Annotated in this window: 10 protein-coding genes, 1 tRNA gene and 3 rRNA genes; 10 read left to right on the top strand and 4 right to left on the bottom strand. The window is 55.8% G+C overall.

Translation table 11 applies throughout. The features are described 5' to 3' along the window. Window positions 1-28: 28 nt before the first annotated feature. From murA to rrf, 4 genes are all read left to right on the top strand, one after another. Entirely contained in the window at window positions 29-1,282 is a 1,254-nt protein-coding gene (gene murA, locus CEPID_RS09950) for a UDP-N-acetylglucosamine 1-carboxyvinyltransferase (RefSeq protein ID WP_047240832.1), read from the top strand. 419 nt (window positions 1,283-1,701) lie between these two features. Beyond that, window positions 1,702-3,222: ribosomal RNA gene (locus CEPID_RS09945) — 16S ribosomal RNA — on the top strand. Window positions 3,223-3,542: 320 nt separating this feature from the next. Continuing rightward, window positions 3,543-6,619 (top strand): 23S ribosomal RNA (locus CEPID_RS09940). 90 nt (window positions 6,620-6,709) lie between these two features. Further along, window positions 6,710-6,826 (top strand): 5S ribosomal RNA (gene rrf, locus CEPID_RS09935). Together the 16S, 23S and 5S rRNA genes form the textbook arrangement of a ribosomal RNA operon. Window positions 6,827-6,953: 127 nt before the next feature. Here the strand turns inward: rrf and CEPID_RS09930 are convergent. The 3 genes from CEPID_RS09930 to CEPID_RS09920 all read right to left on the bottom strand — a co-directional run bounded on the left by CEPID_RS09930 (window position 6,954) and on the right by CEPID_RS09920 (window position 9,062). After that, window positions 6,954-7,211: a CrcB family protein gene (locus CEPID_RS09930; RefSeq protein ID WP_236684235.1), complete on the bottom strand. Its 258-nt coding sequence runs from the start codon at window positions 7,209-7,211 to the stop codon at window positions 6,954-6,956. A gap of 65 nt (window positions 7,212-7,276) precedes the next feature. Then, on the bottom strand, window positions 7,277-7,582 hold the full coding sequence (locus tag CEPID_RS09925) for a CrcB family protein (protein WP_047240831.1): 306 nt from the start codon (window positions 7,580-7,582) through the stop codon (window positions 7,277-7,279). Window positions 7,583-7,643: 61 nt separating this feature from the next. Beyond that, window positions 7,644-9,062, bottom strand: a complete 1,419-nt coding sequence (locus CEPID_RS09920; RefSeq protein WP_047240830.1) for an alanine/glycine:cation symporter family protein — start codon at window positions 9,060-9,062, stop codon at window positions 7,644-7,646. A 370-nt stretch (window positions 9,063-9,432) separates the two neighbouring features. Here CEPID_RS09920 and pgm point away from each other — a divergent pair, with 370 nt between their 5' ends. The 4 genes from pgm (at window position 9,433) to CEPID_RS09900 (ending at window position 12,721) form a co-directional block, all read left to right on the top strand. Then, window positions 9,433-11,094, top strand: coding sequence for a phosphoglucomutase (alpha-D-glucose-1,6-bisphosphate-dependent) (gene pgm / locus CEPID_RS09915; RefSeq protein WP_047240829.1), 1,662 nt, complete (start codon window positions 9,433-9,435; stop codon window positions 11,092-11,094). Window positions 11,095-11,246: 152 nt separating this feature from the next. Next, entirely contained in the window at window positions 11,247-11,726 is a 480-nt protein-coding gene (locus CEPID_RS09910) for a MauE/DoxX family redox-associated membrane protein (RefSeq protein WP_047240828.1), read from the top strand. 36 nt (window positions 11,727-11,762) lie between these two features. Further along, on the top strand, window positions 11,763-12,485 hold the full coding sequence (locus CEPID_RS09905) for a DsbA family protein (RefSeq protein ID WP_047240827.1): 723 nt from the start codon (window positions 11,763-11,765) through the stop codon (window positions 12,483-12,485). Window positions 12,486-12,648: 163 nt separating this feature from the next. After that, a tRNA-Ala gene (locus CEPID_RS09900) sits at window positions 12,649-12,721 on the top strand. 372 nt (window positions 12,722-13,093) lie between these two features. On the opposite strand, the gene nadE is transcribed toward CEPID_RS09900, so the two are convergent. Then, window positions 13,094-13,936 carry an ammonia-dependent NAD(+) synthetase gene (gene nadE, locus CEPID_RS09895; protein ID WP_083984527.1) on the bottom strand — a complete coding sequence of 281 codons (843 nt, stop codon included), beginning with the start codon at window positions 13,934-13,936 and terminating at the stop codon, window positions 13,094-13,096. A gap of 35 nt (window positions 13,937-13,971) precedes the next feature. On the opposite strand from nadE, the gene CEPID_RS09890 reads away from it, so the two are divergent. Then, window positions 13,972-15,324 carry a sugar porter family MFS transporter gene (locus CEPID_RS09890; RefSeq protein WP_047240825.1) on the top strand — a complete coding sequence of 451 codons (1,353 nt, stop codon included), beginning with the start codon at window positions 13,972-13,974 and terminating at the stop codon, window positions 15,322-15,324. 183 nt (window positions 15,325-15,507) lie between these two features. Then, window positions 15,508-15,630, top strand: a complete 123-nt coding sequence (ykgO, locus tag CEPID_RS09885) for a type B 50S ribosomal protein L36 (RefSeq protein ID WP_005511141.1) — start codon at window positions 15,508-15,510, stop codon at window positions 15,628-15,630. Window positions 15,631-16,209 lie beyond the last annotated feature (579 nt).

Raw genomic sequence — 16,209 nt, 5'->3', positions numbered from 1 at the left:
AGGGGGAATGTGTTTAGACTTGTGCCTTGTGAAGGAACGATTCTTAGTCACTGGTGGTTCGCGACTCGTCGGTACGGTGCGAGTAGCCGGCGCAAAAAATAGCGTGTTGAAGCTCATGGCAGCTGCGCTGCTGACGGAAGGCCGCACCACGCTCACGAATTGCCCGGAAATCCTCGACGTCCCGCTCATGAAAGACGTCCTCGAGGGCCTTGGTTGCACCGTGCACATCGACGGCTCGGTGGTCACCATCGATACGCCAGCAGAAATCAAGAGCGACGCGGACTTCGATGCCGTTCGCCAGTTCCGAGCCTCAGTATGTGTGCTTGGTCCGCTAACTTCGCGGTGTGGGCGAGCGGTTGTCGCCTTGCCAGGCGGCGACGCAATCGGTTCCCGTCCTCTGGACATGCACCAGACGGGTCTGGAGAAGCTCGGCGCCAAGACGCACATTCAACACGGAGCAGTGGTGGCCACTGCGGAACGGCTCGTGGGCACTCGAATTGAGCTTGACTTCCCTTCGGTGGGGGCAACCGAGAACATTCTGACCGCAGCGGTGCTCGCTAAAGGCACCACAGTCTTGGATAATGCGGCCCGCGAGCCGGAAATCGTAGACCTTTGTGAAATGCTTTGCGAAATGGGTGCCCGGATTGAAGGAGCCGGAACGTCGACGATCACCATCGAAGGGGTGGCGAAGCTGCACCCAACCACGCATGAAGTAGTTGGGGACCGAATCGTCGCCGGCACGTGGGCATACGCGGCCGCGATCACGGGTGGCGACATTACCGTTGGAGGCATCGCGCCCCGTCACCTGCACCTGCCACTTCAAAAACTTCGGGTAGCAGGCGCTGACGTGGAAACGTTCGCGACGGGCTTCCGAGTCAAAATGACCGGCCGTCCACAAGCTGTCGACTATCAGACTCTGCCATTCCCTGGCTTCCCGACCGACCTGCAACCTATGGCCATCGGACTAGCTACTGTCTCCGAAGGCATGTCCGTAATCACGGAAAATGTCTTTGAATCTCGGTTCCGCTTTGTCGACGAGCTCCTGCGTCTCGGCGCGGATGCCTCCGTAGATGGGCACCATGTGGTCGTGCGTGGCAAAGAACAACTTTCCTCGACGTCCGTGTGGAGCTCGGACATTCGCGCAGGGGCTGGGTTGGTGCTCGCTGCCTTGCGTGCCGACGCCGTGACCGAAGTCCACGACGTCTTCCATATCGACCGTGGTTATCCAAACTTTGTAGAGCAGCTCAATTCGTTGGGGGCTCACGTGGAACGCGTTAGCTAGATTTGTGTTCTGAACTGGGTGTTTGTGTTTTGTTTGGGTGGTGTGTAACTTTATGTGGGTCAGCGCGACCGACAACGCCCCGCTTTGTGAGTGTGTGGCGGTAGGAAAACATGTTGCTGGCTGTCTCCTTTACTTTGTGGCCATGTTGTGTGGTTGCTGGTGGGGTGTGCGTGTGTTGTTTGAGAACTCAATAGTGTGCCAAGTACTTTTTTTGTTTTTGGTTGTGTGTTGGTGCCGGCAGGCCAGGAGTGGTCTGTGTAAGCATTAGTACTCAATTTTTTGTGGTGGCGGGTTTTTCCTCGTCGGATCTGTTTGTCATCACGTTTTTTTTGGACAATTTAGTGAATTTTTTTTTGCTGGTTGTTTGTTTTTGTCAGGTAGTTGGGCTTTTCTTGAGTTCTGATTATTTTGATCGTTCTTTTATGGAGAGTTTGATCCTGGCTCAGGATGAACGCTGGCGGCGTGCTTAACACATGCAAGTCGAACGGAAAGGCCCTGCTTGCGGGGTACTCGAGTGGCGAACGGGTGAGTAACACGTGGGTGATCTGCCCTGCACTTTGGGATAAGCCTGGGAAACTGGGTCTAATACTGAATATTCACCATGCTTTAGTGTGTGTGGTGGAAAGCTTTTGCGGTGTGGGATGAGCTCGCGGCCTATCAGCTTGTTGGTGGGGTAATGGCCTACCAAGGCGTCGACGGGTAGCCGGCCTGAGAGGGTGTACGGCCACATTGGGACTGAGATACGGCCCAGACTCCTACGGGAGGCAGCAGTGGGGAATATTGCACAATGGGCGCAAGCCTGATGCAGCGACGCCGCGTGGGGGATGACGGCCTTCGGGTTGTAAACCTCTTTCGACAGGGACGAAGCGTTATGTGACGGTACCTGTATAAGAAGCACCGGCTAACTACGTGCCAGCAGCCGCGGTAATACGTAGGGTGCGAGCGTTGTCCGGAATTACTGGGCGTAAAGAGCTCGTAGGTGGTTTGTCGCGTCGTCTGTGAAATCCCGGGGCTTAACTTCGGGCGTGCAGGCGATACGGGCATAACTTGAGTGCTGTAGGGGAGACTGGAATTCCTGGTGTAGCGGTGAAATGCGCAGATATCAGGAGGAACACCGATGGCGAAGGCAGGTCTCTGGGCAGTAACTGACGCTGAGGAGCGAAAGCATGGGTAGCGAACAGGATTAGATACCCTGGTAGTCCATGCTGTAAACGGTGGGCGCTAGGTGTAGGGGTCTTCCACGACTTCTGTGCCGTAGCTAACGCATTAAGCGCCCCGCCTGGGGAGTACGGCCGCAAGGCTAAAACTCAAAGGAATTGACGGGGGCCCGCACAAGCGGCGGAGCATGTGGATTAATTCGATGCAACGCGAAGAACCTTACCTGGGCTTGACATACATCAGATAGGCGTAGAGATACGTCCTCCCTTGTGGTTGGTGTACAGGTGGTGCATGGTTGTCGTCAGCTCGTGTCGTGAGATGTTGGGTTAAGTCCCGCAACGAGCGCAACCCTTGTCTTATGTTGCCAGCACGTGATGGTGGGGACTCATGAGAGACTGCCGGGGTTAACTCGGAGGAAGGTGGGGATGACGTCAAATCATCATGCCCCTTATGTCCAGGGCTTCACACATGCTACAATGGTCGGTACAACGCGTTGCGAGCCTGTGAGGGTGAGCTAATCGCTGAAAGCCGGCCTCAGTTCGGATTGGGGTCTGCAACTCGACCCCATGAAGTCGGAGTCGCTAGTAATCGCAGATCAGCAACGCTGCGGTGAATACGTTCCCGGGCCTTGTACACACCGCCCGTCACGTCATGAAAGTCGGTAACACCCGAAGCCAGTGGCCTAACCCTTGTGGGGGGAGCTGTCGAAGGTGGGATCGGTGATTGGGACGAAGTCGTAACAAGGTAGCCGTACCGGAAGGTGCGGCTGGATCACCTCCTTTCTATGGAGTTTTTTTGGGCCTGTGGTTGCAGGCTTGTTTTTCGCTGCTTGAGTAAACGAGTGTTTTACTGGTGGTGTTGTAATCGGGTGGAGGCCAACCCCGCGCCGTGGTGGTGTGGGTTGTCATGATCAAAAATTGTGTGTGCTTGGTGCGCTGTTGGGTGTCTGGGGCATGCATTCGTGTGTTTCCTGTGTGTGGCTGTCTGTGCTGTGCTGCCGTGTTGGTGGTGTGGTGTGGGTGGTTGTGCGTGTTGTGTGAGAACTGTATAGTGGACGCGAGCATTTTTCTTTATTTTTTGTGTTTTAGTGTTTTTTGTGTGTTGGTTTTTTAGTAAGAGCACATGGTGGATGCCTTGGCATACTGAGCCGATGAAGGACGTGTAAGGCTGCGATAAGCCTCGGGGAGTTGCCAATAGAGCGTTGATCCGAGGGTGTCCGAATGGGGAAACCCAGCCACGGTTGTGTGTGGTTACCTGCCCATGAATCTATAGTGGGTGTGGGGGTTGACGCGGGGAAGTGAAACATCTCAGTACCCGTAGGAGAAGAAAACAAGTGTGATTCCGTTAGTAGTGGCGAGCGAACGCGGATGGTGGCTAAACTGCATGCGTGTGATACCCGGCAGGGGTTGCGTGTGTGGGGTTGTGGGGAGTGATTGTTGTGGTGCTGCCGTGCCACTCATGATGTCAATGTGTGTTAGGGGAAGTGGTGTGGAAACGCCTGCCGTAGACGGTGAGAGCCCGGTACCTGAAAATGCGTGTTGGTTGTGTGATTGCTTTCCCGAGTAGCAGCGGGCCCGTGAAATCTGCTGTGAATCTGCCGGGACCACCCGGTAAGCCTGAATACTCAGTGTGACCGATAGCGGATTAGTACCGTGAGGGAATGGTGAAAAGTACCCCGGGAGGGGAGTGAAATAGTACCTGAAACCATGTGCTTACAATCCGTCAGAGCCTCTTTGTGGGGTGATGGCGTGCCTTTTGAAGAATGAGCCTGCGAGTCAGCGGCATGTCGCGAGGTTAACCCGTTGTGGGGGAGTCGTAGCGAAAGCGAATACTAACTAGTGTGTTTTTAGTGGCATGTCTTGGACCCGAAGCGGGGTGATCTACCCATGGCCAGTGTGAAGCAGCTGTAAGAGGTTGTGGAGGCGCGAACCCACTTAGGTTGAAAACTGAGGGGATGAGTTGTGGGTAGGGGTGAAAGGCCAATCAAACTCCGTGATAGCTGGTTCTCCCCGAAATGCATTTAGGTGCAGCGTTGTGTGTTCCTTTGTGGAGGTAGAGCTACTGGTTGGTTTAGCGGGACTATCATCTTAGCGACGTCAGCCAAACTCCGAATGCCATAAAGAGCAGCATGGCAGTGAGACTGCGGGGGATAAGCTTCGTAGTCGAGAGGGAAACAGCCCAGATCGCCGGTTAAGGTCCCTAAGGGTGTACTAAGTGGAAAAGGATGTGGGATCGCGAAGACAACCAGGAGGTTGGCTTAGAAGCAGCCATCCTTGAAAGAGTGCGTAATAGCTCACTGGTCGAGTGGTTCTGCGCCGACAATGTAGTGGGGCTCAAGTACACCACCGAAACCGCGGCAACCATCTTTTGGTGGTTGGGTAGGGGAGCGTCGTGCACGTGGTGAAGCAGTAGGGTGACCTGATTGTGGAGTGTGTGCGAGTGAGAATGCAGGCATGAGTAACGAATGATAAGTGAGAAACTTATCCGCTGGATGACTAAGGGTTCCTGGGTCAAGCTAATCTTCCCAGGGTGAGTCGGGGCCTAAGGCGAGGCCGACAGGCGTAGTCGATGGATAACGGGTTGATATTCCCGTACCCGAGTGTGCGCGCCAAAGGTGAATCAGTGATACTAACCACCCAAAGCCGTGGCTATAAGTGTCTTTGACATTGTGGTTGTGGTGATGCGTGGGGCCTGATCTGGTAGTAGCTTAGTGATGGGGTGACGCAGTGAGGTAGCCGAGCCACTTATTGGATTGTGGTGTAAGCGTGTAGCCTGCAGCCTAGGTAAATCCGGGACTGCATGTAAAGGGTGAGGCGTGATGCGTAGACCGTTTGGTTGATGTTGGTGATCCTGTACTGTCGAGAAAAGCCTCTAGCGATGTGCATATTCGGCCCGTACCCCAAACCGACACAGGTAGTCAGGTAGAGAATACTAAGGCGTTCGGGTGAACTGTGGTTAAGGAACTCGGCAAAATGCCCCCGTAACTTCGGGAGAAGGGGGACCACGACTGGTGACAAACTGGTTTCGAGCTGGTTGTGGTCGCAGAGAATAGAGGGAAGCGACTGTTTATTAAAAACACAGGTCCGTGCGAAGACGATAAGTCGATGTATACGGACTGACGCCTGCCCGGTGCTGGAAGGTTAAGAGGACCTGTTAGGTGGTAACACCGAAGCGGAGAATTTAAGCCCCAGTAAACGGCGGTGGTAACTATAACCATCCTAAGGTAGCGAAATTCCTTGTCGGGTAAGTTCCGACCTGCACGAATGGCGTAACGACTTCCCTGCTGTCTCAACCACAGGCCCGGTGAAATTGCAGTACGAGTAAAGATGCTCGTTACGCGCGGCAGGACGAAAAGACCCCGGGACCTTCACTATAGCTTGGTATTGGTGTTCGGTACGGTTTGTGTAGGATAGGTGGGAGACTGTGATCACATGACGCTAGTTGTGTGTGAGTCGTTGTTGAAATACCACTCTGATCGTATTGGACATCTCAACCTCGGCCCATGATCTGGGTTAGGGACAGTGCCTGGTGGGTAGTTTAACTGGGGCGGTTGCCTCCCAAAGAGTAACGGAGGCGCCCAAAGGTTCCCTCAGCCTGGTTGGCAATCAGGTGGTGAGTGTAAGTGCACAAGGGAGCTTGACTGTGAGACTGACAGGTCGAGCAGGGACGAAAGTCGGGACTAGTGATCCGGCACTGGCTTGTGGAAGCGGTGTCGCTCAACGGATAAAAGGTACCCCGGGGATAACAGGCTGATCTTCCCCAAGAGTCCATATCGACGGGATGGTTTGGCACCTCGATGTCGGCTCGTCGCATCCTGGGGCTGGAGTAGGTCCCAAGGGTTGGGCTGTTCGCCCATTAAAGCGGCACGCGAGCTGGGTTTAGAACGTCGTGAGACAGTTCGGTCTCTATCCGCCGCGCGCGTTGAAACTTGAGAAAGGCTGTCCCTAGTACGAGAGGACCGGGACGGACGTACCTCTGGTGTGCCAGTTGTACCGCCAGGTGCATGGCTGGTTGGCTACGTACGGAAGGGATAACCGCTGAAAGCATCTAAGCGGGAAGCCTGTTTCAAGATAAGGTTTCTTTCGAGGTTCCCCATAGACTATGGGGTTGATAGGCCAGATCTGGAAGCACAGCAATGTGTGCAGGTGACTGGTACTAATACACCAACAAAAAACCAACAACACCCAACAACAAACACAAAACAAGAACAAAAAGCACGCGTCCACTATGCAGTAACTGACACAACACCACACACACAAACAAAGATGTGTCGGTGGCAACAGCGGTGGGGTAACGCCCGGTCCCATTCCGAACCCGGAAGCTAAGCCCACCAGCGCCGATGGTACTGCACCCGGGAGGGTGTGGGAGAGTAGGTCACCGCCGACCAAAAAACTAAACAAAATTGACGAAGGTCACGATCTCAGACTACTGAGACCGTGATCTTCGTCTTTTTCATTGGCGTACTTCGCAATTCCGCACTCAACTGGTGGCTAGATGTGTCGCCTCCGGCTGGCTATTTCAGAAGCAAGCCCAACTGAAAGCCCAGCCAGCCGCATACCAGCGTCACGGATAGGTAGATGGTTCCATGTTTAAGCCCCAATCGAACGAGTTCTTTGACGAACGTTGACATCGTCGATAAGGCGCCAGCGAAGCCGATGCCAAGGGCGAGATACGCGCCCCCGGTGCCTAGCACGGTCGCTAAGGTTAGGCAGGCCAAGGTGTTTGAAAGCAAGGTGCCCACGGGGAACGAACGGCGGTTGAGACGGCTCATTTGGTATCTTAAGGCCCCGCCTGCGAAGCCACCCGTTGCGACGTACAGCGTAGCCAGCATTGGATTCATGACGGTGTTAGCCGTTTCCGACTAGTGGTGAGCTCGCCAAACAGGTACGCAAGTAAACATGTTCCCAACATCGCAGCAAAGTAAGGCAGGGAGAATTGGGCCTGGAAAGCGCTGTAGCTAGTGAACCCGCCGAGTACGCCGATGGTCCAGAAGGGGCTTGGTTTCCAACGTGCGATGAGGAAACAACCGACGGCATTGATCGCTACCAGAAGCGTCAATGGGGAAGGAATAAGGACACCCAGCGCGTAGCGGGCGAGAGCGCCTACAGCGGCGCCACTTCCTGCCAGGAGGGTGTCCTTCATAAGTCTTAAATTATACGCGACAACCAAGATACGACTGGGTCGGCCTGGTTTCCTCTAGTTGCTATTTCCAGCCATTGTTTTCGTTTGCTACGTAGGCAGCAACATCTTCGTGGCTGGCACGCAACTTAGGATCAAAACGCAAGTATGCGAGGGTTTCCCGAGCCACCAATCCGCTTAGAACCAGCAGGCCGATGAGGTTCGGCAAAGCCATCAGTCCATTGGCTAGGTCTGCCAACGTCCACACGGTTTCTAGCTCGGTGGTCGCACCGAAGAAGACGACGACAGTGAAGATGAGACGATAGGGCAGTGCGCCGTGGCGGCCAAACAGTCGTTCCATGCAGCGTTCGCCGTAGTAAGACCAGCCGATGATCGTCGAGAAGGCGAAGAAGATCAGCGAGACCGATACGATCATGCCACCCCAGTGGCCAGGGAGTGCCGTCGAGAAGGCGTCAGCTGTCATCGTGCCAGCGTTTTGCTTGCCTTGATCCCACGTGCCCGTGGAGATGATGACCAGGCCGGTGAAAGACACCACGATGATGGTGTCGATGAAAGTCTGCGTCATCGAAACGAGGCCCTGGCGGACCGGATGCGAAGTCTTGGCAGCAGCAGCCGCGATCGACGCCGAACCCATGCCGGACTCATTGGAGAAGATGCCACGTGCCACACCCATCTGTAAAGCCAGGATGATTCCAGAACCCAGGAACCCGCCAGCTGCTGCGGTGCCGGTAAACGCATCCGTAAATACGAGCGCCAACGCCCCTGGGATCTTAGCGGCGTTAATGCACAGCACCACGATTGCGCCCACCACGTAGATCAAGATCATCAGCGGCACAAAAGCCGAAGTGACCCGGCCAATCGCTTGCACGCCGCCTAGCAGCACCGCGCCTAGGCACACAAACATGATCACGCCGGAAATCCAGGGTTGGATACCAAAGGCATCATGCATGCCCGTCGCGACGGCATTGGCTTGCGTCAGGTTGCCGATACCGAAAGAGGCGATGATCGCGAAAAAGGTGAACGAAATCCCCAAGATCTTGCCAACTGGTCCTTTGATCCCTCGTTCGAGATAGTACTGCGGGCCACCAGACTGCTCGCCGGCCGAGTCGGTCGTGCGAAAACGCACGCCCAGGAAAGCCTCGGCATATTTCGATGCCATGCCGACCAGGCCCGTCACCCACATCCAGAACAGTGAACCAGGACCGCCGACGGAAATCGCGGTGGCCACGCCAACGATGTTGCCCACGCCAACCGTTGCCGCCAAAGCGGTAGTCAGTGCTTGGTAGTTGGAAATATCTCCCTCGCCGCTTTGGTCGTTGCGATCGATCAGGCCGTGACGAAGCGCAATAAAAAGGGTGCGGAACTGCAATCCGCGGAGCCTGACGGTAAGGAGCAAGCCAGTACCCAGCAAAAGCGGGATCAAAAATAGCGGGCCCCAGACGAAGGTATCCAGCGTGCTGAGGGTCTCGTTGAATGACGACATGTGATTCCTTAGGTGGATTCGTGATGAGCACCTTCAAAATGGGCCAGGCCAACGTGCGTGCGCATAGCTGCATAAAATCAGGTGAGTTGGCTAACATTCTGCCGGTTTCTACAGGTATTTGTCGAGTATTCGCCCGAATTTTTTTACATATAATCTGCATCTTTGCTGTCGAGCTCGGCGGGACTCGAGGCCGGCGGGAACCGCATAAGGAAGGAATAGCTGAGTCACCCCGATCGGCGGGTAACCATGCAAGATCCGGGTAATACAGGAAAGATGGTCAGTAGCAGGAAAATGCTTCGTGCCGTGACCTCCGATTGTCTGGTGGCATGGCCAAGTCATTTTCGCCGTAACCGAATGTGAGGAGCGCCCCATGGCTCATCAACGCGCTGGGCAACCAGCTCAATCCAATGACCTTATCGATATCGCAGCGCTGGTAGCCGCTTACTACACACGCACGCCAGACGCAGATAACCCTGACCAACAAGTGGCTTTTGGCACTTCGGGCCACCGGGGTTCCTCCCTCGACACCGCGTTTAACGAAAACCACATTTTGGCCATCACCCAAGCCATCGTCGAGTACCGCCACGGACAGGGCATCGACGGTCCAATCTTCATCGGGCGCGATACCCACGCGCTCTCCGAGCCGGCCATGCTTTCTGCCTTGGAGGTGCTGATCGCTAACGACGTCGAGGTGCTTGTCGACGACCGTGGTCGCTACACCCCAACCCCAGCAGTTTCGCATGCTATTTTGTCGCACAACGCCTCGTTGGAGGGGGGCGTGCTGGGTACCGCTGCCGGGCGCGCTGACGGCATCGTCATCACTCCTTCACACAATCCGCCACGCGATGGTGGCTTCAAATACAACCCGCCACATGGCGGGCCAGCTGATACGGAAGCTACTGACTGGATTGCAGCTCGAGCAAATGAATTGCTGCGTTCGGGGCTAGCAGACGTCATGCGTGTTCCAGTCAGTGGCGTCCTGGACGAGCGTGCCGGACGGTACAACTACATGGACTCTTACATTGATGACCTGCCGAATGTCATTGATATTGAGGCAATCAAGCGGGCTGGGATTCGGATCGGGGCGGATCCAATGGGTGGGGCTTCAGTTGACTACTGGGGAGCCATCGCCGAAAAGCATGGCCTGGACATCACGGTGGTGAACCCAGATGTGGACGCTACCTGGCGTTTCATGACGCTCGATACTGACGGCAAGATCCGGATGGACTGCTCGTCGGCCGATGCGATGGCCTCGTTGATCGCCAACCGCGACAAGTATGACATCGCAACCGGCAATGACGCCGATGCAGACCGTCATGGCATTGTGACCCCCGATGCTGGCTTGATGAACCCTAACCACTACCTCGCGGTGGCAATCGACTACCTCTTTGCACATCGCCCAGGTTGGGCAGCAGAAACTGCGGTGGGGAAGACCCTGGTTTCCTCGTCGATGATCGACCGCGTTGTCTCTGCCCTTGGCCGGAAATTGGTTGAAGTGCCGGTTGGGTTCAAATGGTTTGTTCCGGGGCTGATCTCCGGCGATATCGGGTTCGGTGGTGAAGAGTCCGCTGGGGCCTCGTTCCTGCGGCTTGACGGAAATGTCTGGTCTACCGACAAGGACGGTCTGATTCTGAATTTGTTGGCGGCTGAAATCCTCGCGGTGACGGGCAAGACGCCGTCGATGCGCTATGCCGAATTGGCGGCGGAATATGGCGCGCCGGCGTACGCGCGCACCGACGCAGAAGCCAACCGGGAACAGAAAGCCGTGCTGAAGAAGCTTAGCCCCGAGCAGGTTTCTGCCACCGAGCTGGCCGGCGAACCGATCACAGCTAAGCTCACGGAAGCGCCTGGCAACGGCGCAGCTATTGGTGGGTTGAAAGTCACCACCGCCAGTGCCTGGTTTGCCGCTCGGCCGTCCGGTACTGAAGACAAGTACAAGATCTATGCCGAATCTTTCCAAGGTGCAGAGCACCTCAAGCTAGTGCAAGAGCAAGCACAAGCTTTGGTTAGCGATGTCTTGGGAGCTTCCTAGCTGAAACATCCCTAGACATTGCTGTCATGTCAATGAAATAATGGTGGCACCGTAGCTCGTGGCACAGAGGAGCTGGAGAACTTCAGTGGGATTTGCTACAAATTCCCTGTTCGCAGCTAGATTTACTCCGTGCGTGGGCTAAGGTATGGCCTATGGTGAGACTGGAAGCGCAAGTGGCGTCGAGAAGCCTGTTCGACAGCGCGCTGAGTGTGATTGATGCGTTGTGTCGATTTGGACTGGCTGCGGTTTGGCTGACCAGTGGCACCATAAAGATGATGGACCCGATGGGTTTTCGGCAGTCGGTAATGGCATATCAGTTATTCCCGCCTGCGGTTGAGGGCTTTATTGCGCAGACACTGCCTCCGGTGGAGTTTGCGCTGGGTTTACTGCTGGCGGTAGGGCTGTTTCTGCGTCTGAACGCTGCGGTAACCGGGCTGTTCATGGTGTGTTTCCTACTGGGGATCGGTTCGGCGTGGGTGCGTGGTCTGCAGATCAACTGCGGCTGCTTTTCGCCGGATGTTTCAGCCGAACCCACCTCCCCCTTCCTAGCCATTGTTCGAGATCTTCTATTCTTAGGGATGGCGGTCTGGTTGTGGCGCAGGCCATTTACAAGGTGGGCACTTCACCCTTAACGGCCATTGACATGTATTCGACTAGTAAGGCGACAAGTGAGCAACAAGATTAAGAACCCAAACGAAAAGAGCAACGGCTTCCTCTGGGCGCTGCTGGCCGTGCTGGTCATCGCGGCCGTCGTGATCGGCTACATTGCGATTAGCGGCAAAAATGCAAAGACCGACAAGATCGTGGAAGGCTTCCAAACTCAGGACATCCACGCGACTGCCACTTTTGCCAACAATGCGGTGGAGCTCAAGGGAGATAAGGCAACTGCGGACACCCCGAGTGTCGAGCTTTACGAAGACTACTCGTGCCCGCACTGTGCAGAACTGGCAGAGGCCACCGACAATGACATGCTCAAGGCGATCGACGACGGCAAACTTGTCGTCAACGTGCGTACCCTAAGCTTCCTCGACGGCGAAAACAAGGATGGCCACTCGCACCGCGCTGGTGGTGCAGCGTTGATCGTGGCGCAGAACGAGAATGCGAAAACCTACTGGAACTTCCGCAAGCTGTTGCTCGAGAAGCAAAAGGACATCTACGCCAAGTGGAGCATGGAGGATCTGTCCAAGGCAGCCAAGCAGGTAGGCGCTTCGGATGACACGGTGGCAAAGATTGCGGCCGCTACTGATCACCAGGCCTTTACCGAGGTCTCCACGGCCAATGAGAAGAAGCTCAAGGATGAAACCGGCAAGGTATCTTCGCCGCGCATCATCAAGGATGGCAAGGATATCGACGACCTCAAGAACTGGGTAGCCGTAGCTTCTCAGAAGTAATCTTTCCAGCTGCACGATGACCGGCATCGGTTGGTAGGGTGCAGCAAAGGCACCCCCGGATTTAAGCCCAGTGGCTCAGTTTCGGGGGTGCTTTGTTTTACTCATTGACCAGGCAATTTGTAGAAATTTGGCTGTGCAGTGTAATCTTATCAACAGTTTCTAAGGGGCTATGGCGCAGCTGGTAGCGCACCACACTGGCAGTGTGGGGGTCACGGGTTCGAGTCCCGTTAGCTCCACAGTTTTGAAGTCCCGAGGCGCCAATTCGGTTGGTGTCTCGGGGCTTTTCTGGGCTAAGTAGAGAAAAGTGTGTCCGGTCGGCGTGTTGCCGGCTGTGCGGGTGTGCTGCACGAGTGCTATGTCGTCGCTTCGGCGTAGTCTGACTACGTAGAGCAGCGTTTTTTTAATGAAATAAATCCCACAGCGGTAGTCCGACTACACCGAAGGGACGACATCGAGCGAGCTAACGCTCCCAGACAACAACAAATACTGGCCTCAGGCCCGCAACGCTGCGGAAATCACACAGCAGAGACACACTTTTCTTTACTTAACCCGAGGTTGCTCACTTTTGCCGGCGCAATCTCGAAGGCATTCGGCGATCGAGGGAAGGGCTAGCTCTGCCACCAGGTGTCTTGCGGAGTCACTGGCGTCGTCCGCTTGTGACGCCCGATGAGCCATAGCCGCTCAATCTTTGCCTGCGCTTCGGCGCTCACAGGTTTGGTTCCTTCGACGTAGTCGTCAATTTCCCGGTAGGTCACTCCAAGTGCTTGTTCGTCGGGGATCATCGGTTTGTTTTCCTCGAGATCTGCAGTCGGGACCTTCTTCCACGTGGATTCCGGGGCTTCGAGTTCGGCAAGTATCTGGGCGCCTTGGCGCTTGGACAGGCCGAATAGGGGGAGGATGTCGGCGCCGCCGTCGCCAAATTTGGTGAAGAAGCCAGTGACATTCTCCGACGCATGATCGCTGCCGATTACCAACCCGCGCTTTTCCCCGGCAATGGCGTACTGCGCGATCATTCGCATCCTGGCCTTGACGTTACCTTTGTTGAAGTCGCCGAGCTGTTCCATCTCGAACGCATTGGCCACTGCTGTGCTCATCGCCGCGGTCGAGGCAGCGATATTGACTGTCACCTCGTGATCGGCACGGATGAAGTCCAATGCAACTTGGGCATCGGACTCGTCGGCTTGCACACCGTGGGGTAGTCGTACTGCCCAAAATTCCGCTTGGTACCCCTCGGCCCGCAGCTTCTCGACGGCCAATTGCGCCAATCGCCCTGCCAAGGTGGAGTCCTGCCCTCCGGAGATCCCGAGAACATAGGCGGACAGTCCGGTGGTGCGCAGGTAGTCTGCGAGGAAGCTGACCCGGGCTTCGACTTCTTCTGCTGGATCGATAAAGGGCTTCGTATGCAGGGCTTTTACGATAGTTTCGCGTATAGACGTCGCGTGTTCAGACATGACACCGATCATAATGAAGTGGCAGAGTTGGCGGGGTGGTAACTAATGAAACGTCGAAAAGCTATGCCCGCTGGGTAGCTGCAATATCCGCCCTTGGTGGCCTGCTGTTTGGCTATGACACCGGAGTGATGTCGGGAGCGCTGCTCTACATCGAGAATGAATTCACCCTGTCGGCGGCGCAGGAAGGTGCGGTGACGTCGATGCTGCTGGTGGGCGCAGCGATTGGTGCGCTCACTGGTGGGCGTGTCGCTGATGCGATCGGCCGACGTTTGACACTCATCCTGGGTGGCCTGATTTTCGTTGGTGGATCCATCGCTTGTGCTCTCGCGGCCGACGTGCTGTCGCTGGGGGCATCGCGTACTGTGCTGGGATTGGCCGTGGGCATGGTGTCCATCGTGGTGCCGATGTATATCTCTGAGATGGTGCCGGCTGACGTACGCGGGCGATTGGTGTCCCTCAATACGTTGATGATCGTGGTCGGACAGCTAGTGGCCTTCCTGACTAACTCAGCGTTGGCGCACACTGGCAGCTGGCGCCTGATGTTGGGCTTGGCGGCTGTCCCCGGGGCGATGTTGGCAATTGGCATGGTCGCGTTGCCGGATTCCCCGGTATGGTTGCGACGACGCGGTCGCTTTGACGACGCCTCCCGAGTGGCTGCACGCCTGAGCATCGCTATGGGTGCGGACGAGGGGGCGTCGATAAGCTCGCGCGAGGTGCGGGCAGCGGAACGGCAAGCCCTGCGGGTGCCGTGGATTAGGCGGACGGTGCTGATTGCGGTGTGCGTGGGCGTGACGCAACAGGTGACCGGCGTGAATGCCATCGTCTACTTCGCGCCGAAGATGATGAATTTGGTGGGGATTTCCACGGAGAATGCGGTCTATACGTCGATCATCATTGGCACGGTGTCGGTGATTTCGTGCTGGATTGGCATGCTCCTTGTGGATCGCATTGGTCGACGTCGGCTGCTGACTATCGGGTTAGTTGGCACATCGACTTCGTTGGTGCTGCTGTCCGTGGCCTACAAGTTTGCCGAGGCTGATACTCGCATTTCTGCTCTTGTATTGGTCTTAATGGCGACATTCATTGCGTTCCAACAAGCGGCCGTGTCCCTCACGACGTGGCTGCTGCTCTCGGAGCTGGTTCCGCCAGCGGCGCGCGGACTGGGGATGGGAATCGCCGGGCTGGGGCTGTGGGTGGCTAACTGGTTGGTCGCGCAGGGCTTCCTGCCGATGGTTGAGGCTATTGGCGGTTCATTGTCGTTTTTGGTTTTCGCAGTTTTGGGTGGGATGGCGTTGGTGTTTGTTCGCGCCAACGTGCCAGAAACCACCGACCGCTCTCTAGATGATGTAGCTGCGGAGATGAAGCGTCGGGCCGAAGCGCGCTACTAGTCGCAGCGGCGCTGACCCTACAAATTGTGTGGGGTGGGTAGGGTTTTGGAGAAATCACGGCTATCGGTTAACATAGTTGTTCGTGTCATGACTGGGGACAATCTGTTCCCGAGTCTTTGAAAACTTGCCGCAATCCCGCGGGCGAGTTTCTAACAATCGCGCATTAAAGAAAGGAGCGCCCGAATGAAGGTCCGTAAATCCCTTCGGTCGCTGAAGAACAAGCCGGGCGCCCAGGTTGTGCGTCGCCGTGGCAAAGTCTACGTGATCAACAAGAAAGAGCCACGTTTCAAGGCTCGTCAGGGCTGATTCAAGCTCTTAGGTCGAAACCACCTACCCCGTGAAAATGGGTTAGGTGGTTTTTGCGCTGCCGGGGTGCTGCCGGTCGTGTGCGGGGGTCGGCTCGCACCTTTTTGGGGCTGCACATCTGGGTTAAGTAAAGAAAAGTGTGTCTCTGCTGCGTGTTTTCCGCAGCGTTGTGGGCCTGAAGGCAGTATTTTATTGTGGTCTGGGGGCCGTAGCTCGCTCGATGTCGTCGCTTCGGTGTAGTCGGACTACCGCTGTGGGATTTATTTCATTAAAAAACGCTGTTCTACGTAGTCGGACTACGCCGAGGCGACGACATAGCACTTGCGCAGCACACCCGCACAGCCGACGACACGCCGACGAGACACACTTTTCTTTACTTAACCTGCGCATCTGTTAGGTCGAGCTGCCCCTGGAGGATTGCGTCCGTTTTTTGACGCTTCGAGTAGGACACCGCCACACCCCCCAAGATGGTAGCAATGGTGCTAGATTAGTCCTTCGATCGAGCGCAGTTCATCTCCCCAATACCGGCAAATTTAGTGCTTATACTGGCAAAACTTGCGCACTCGTCCTGAATTATTG

It is taken from the genome of Corynebacterium epidermidicanis, from assembly GCF_001021025.1.
Taxonomy (GTDB): Bacteria; Actinomycetota; Actinomycetes; order Mycobacteriales; family Mycobacteriaceae; genus Corynebacterium; species Corynebacterium epidermidicanis.
The sequence above is the reverse complement of the archived record's forward strand: the minus strand, read 5'-3'. Positions and strand labels throughout refer to the sequence as shown.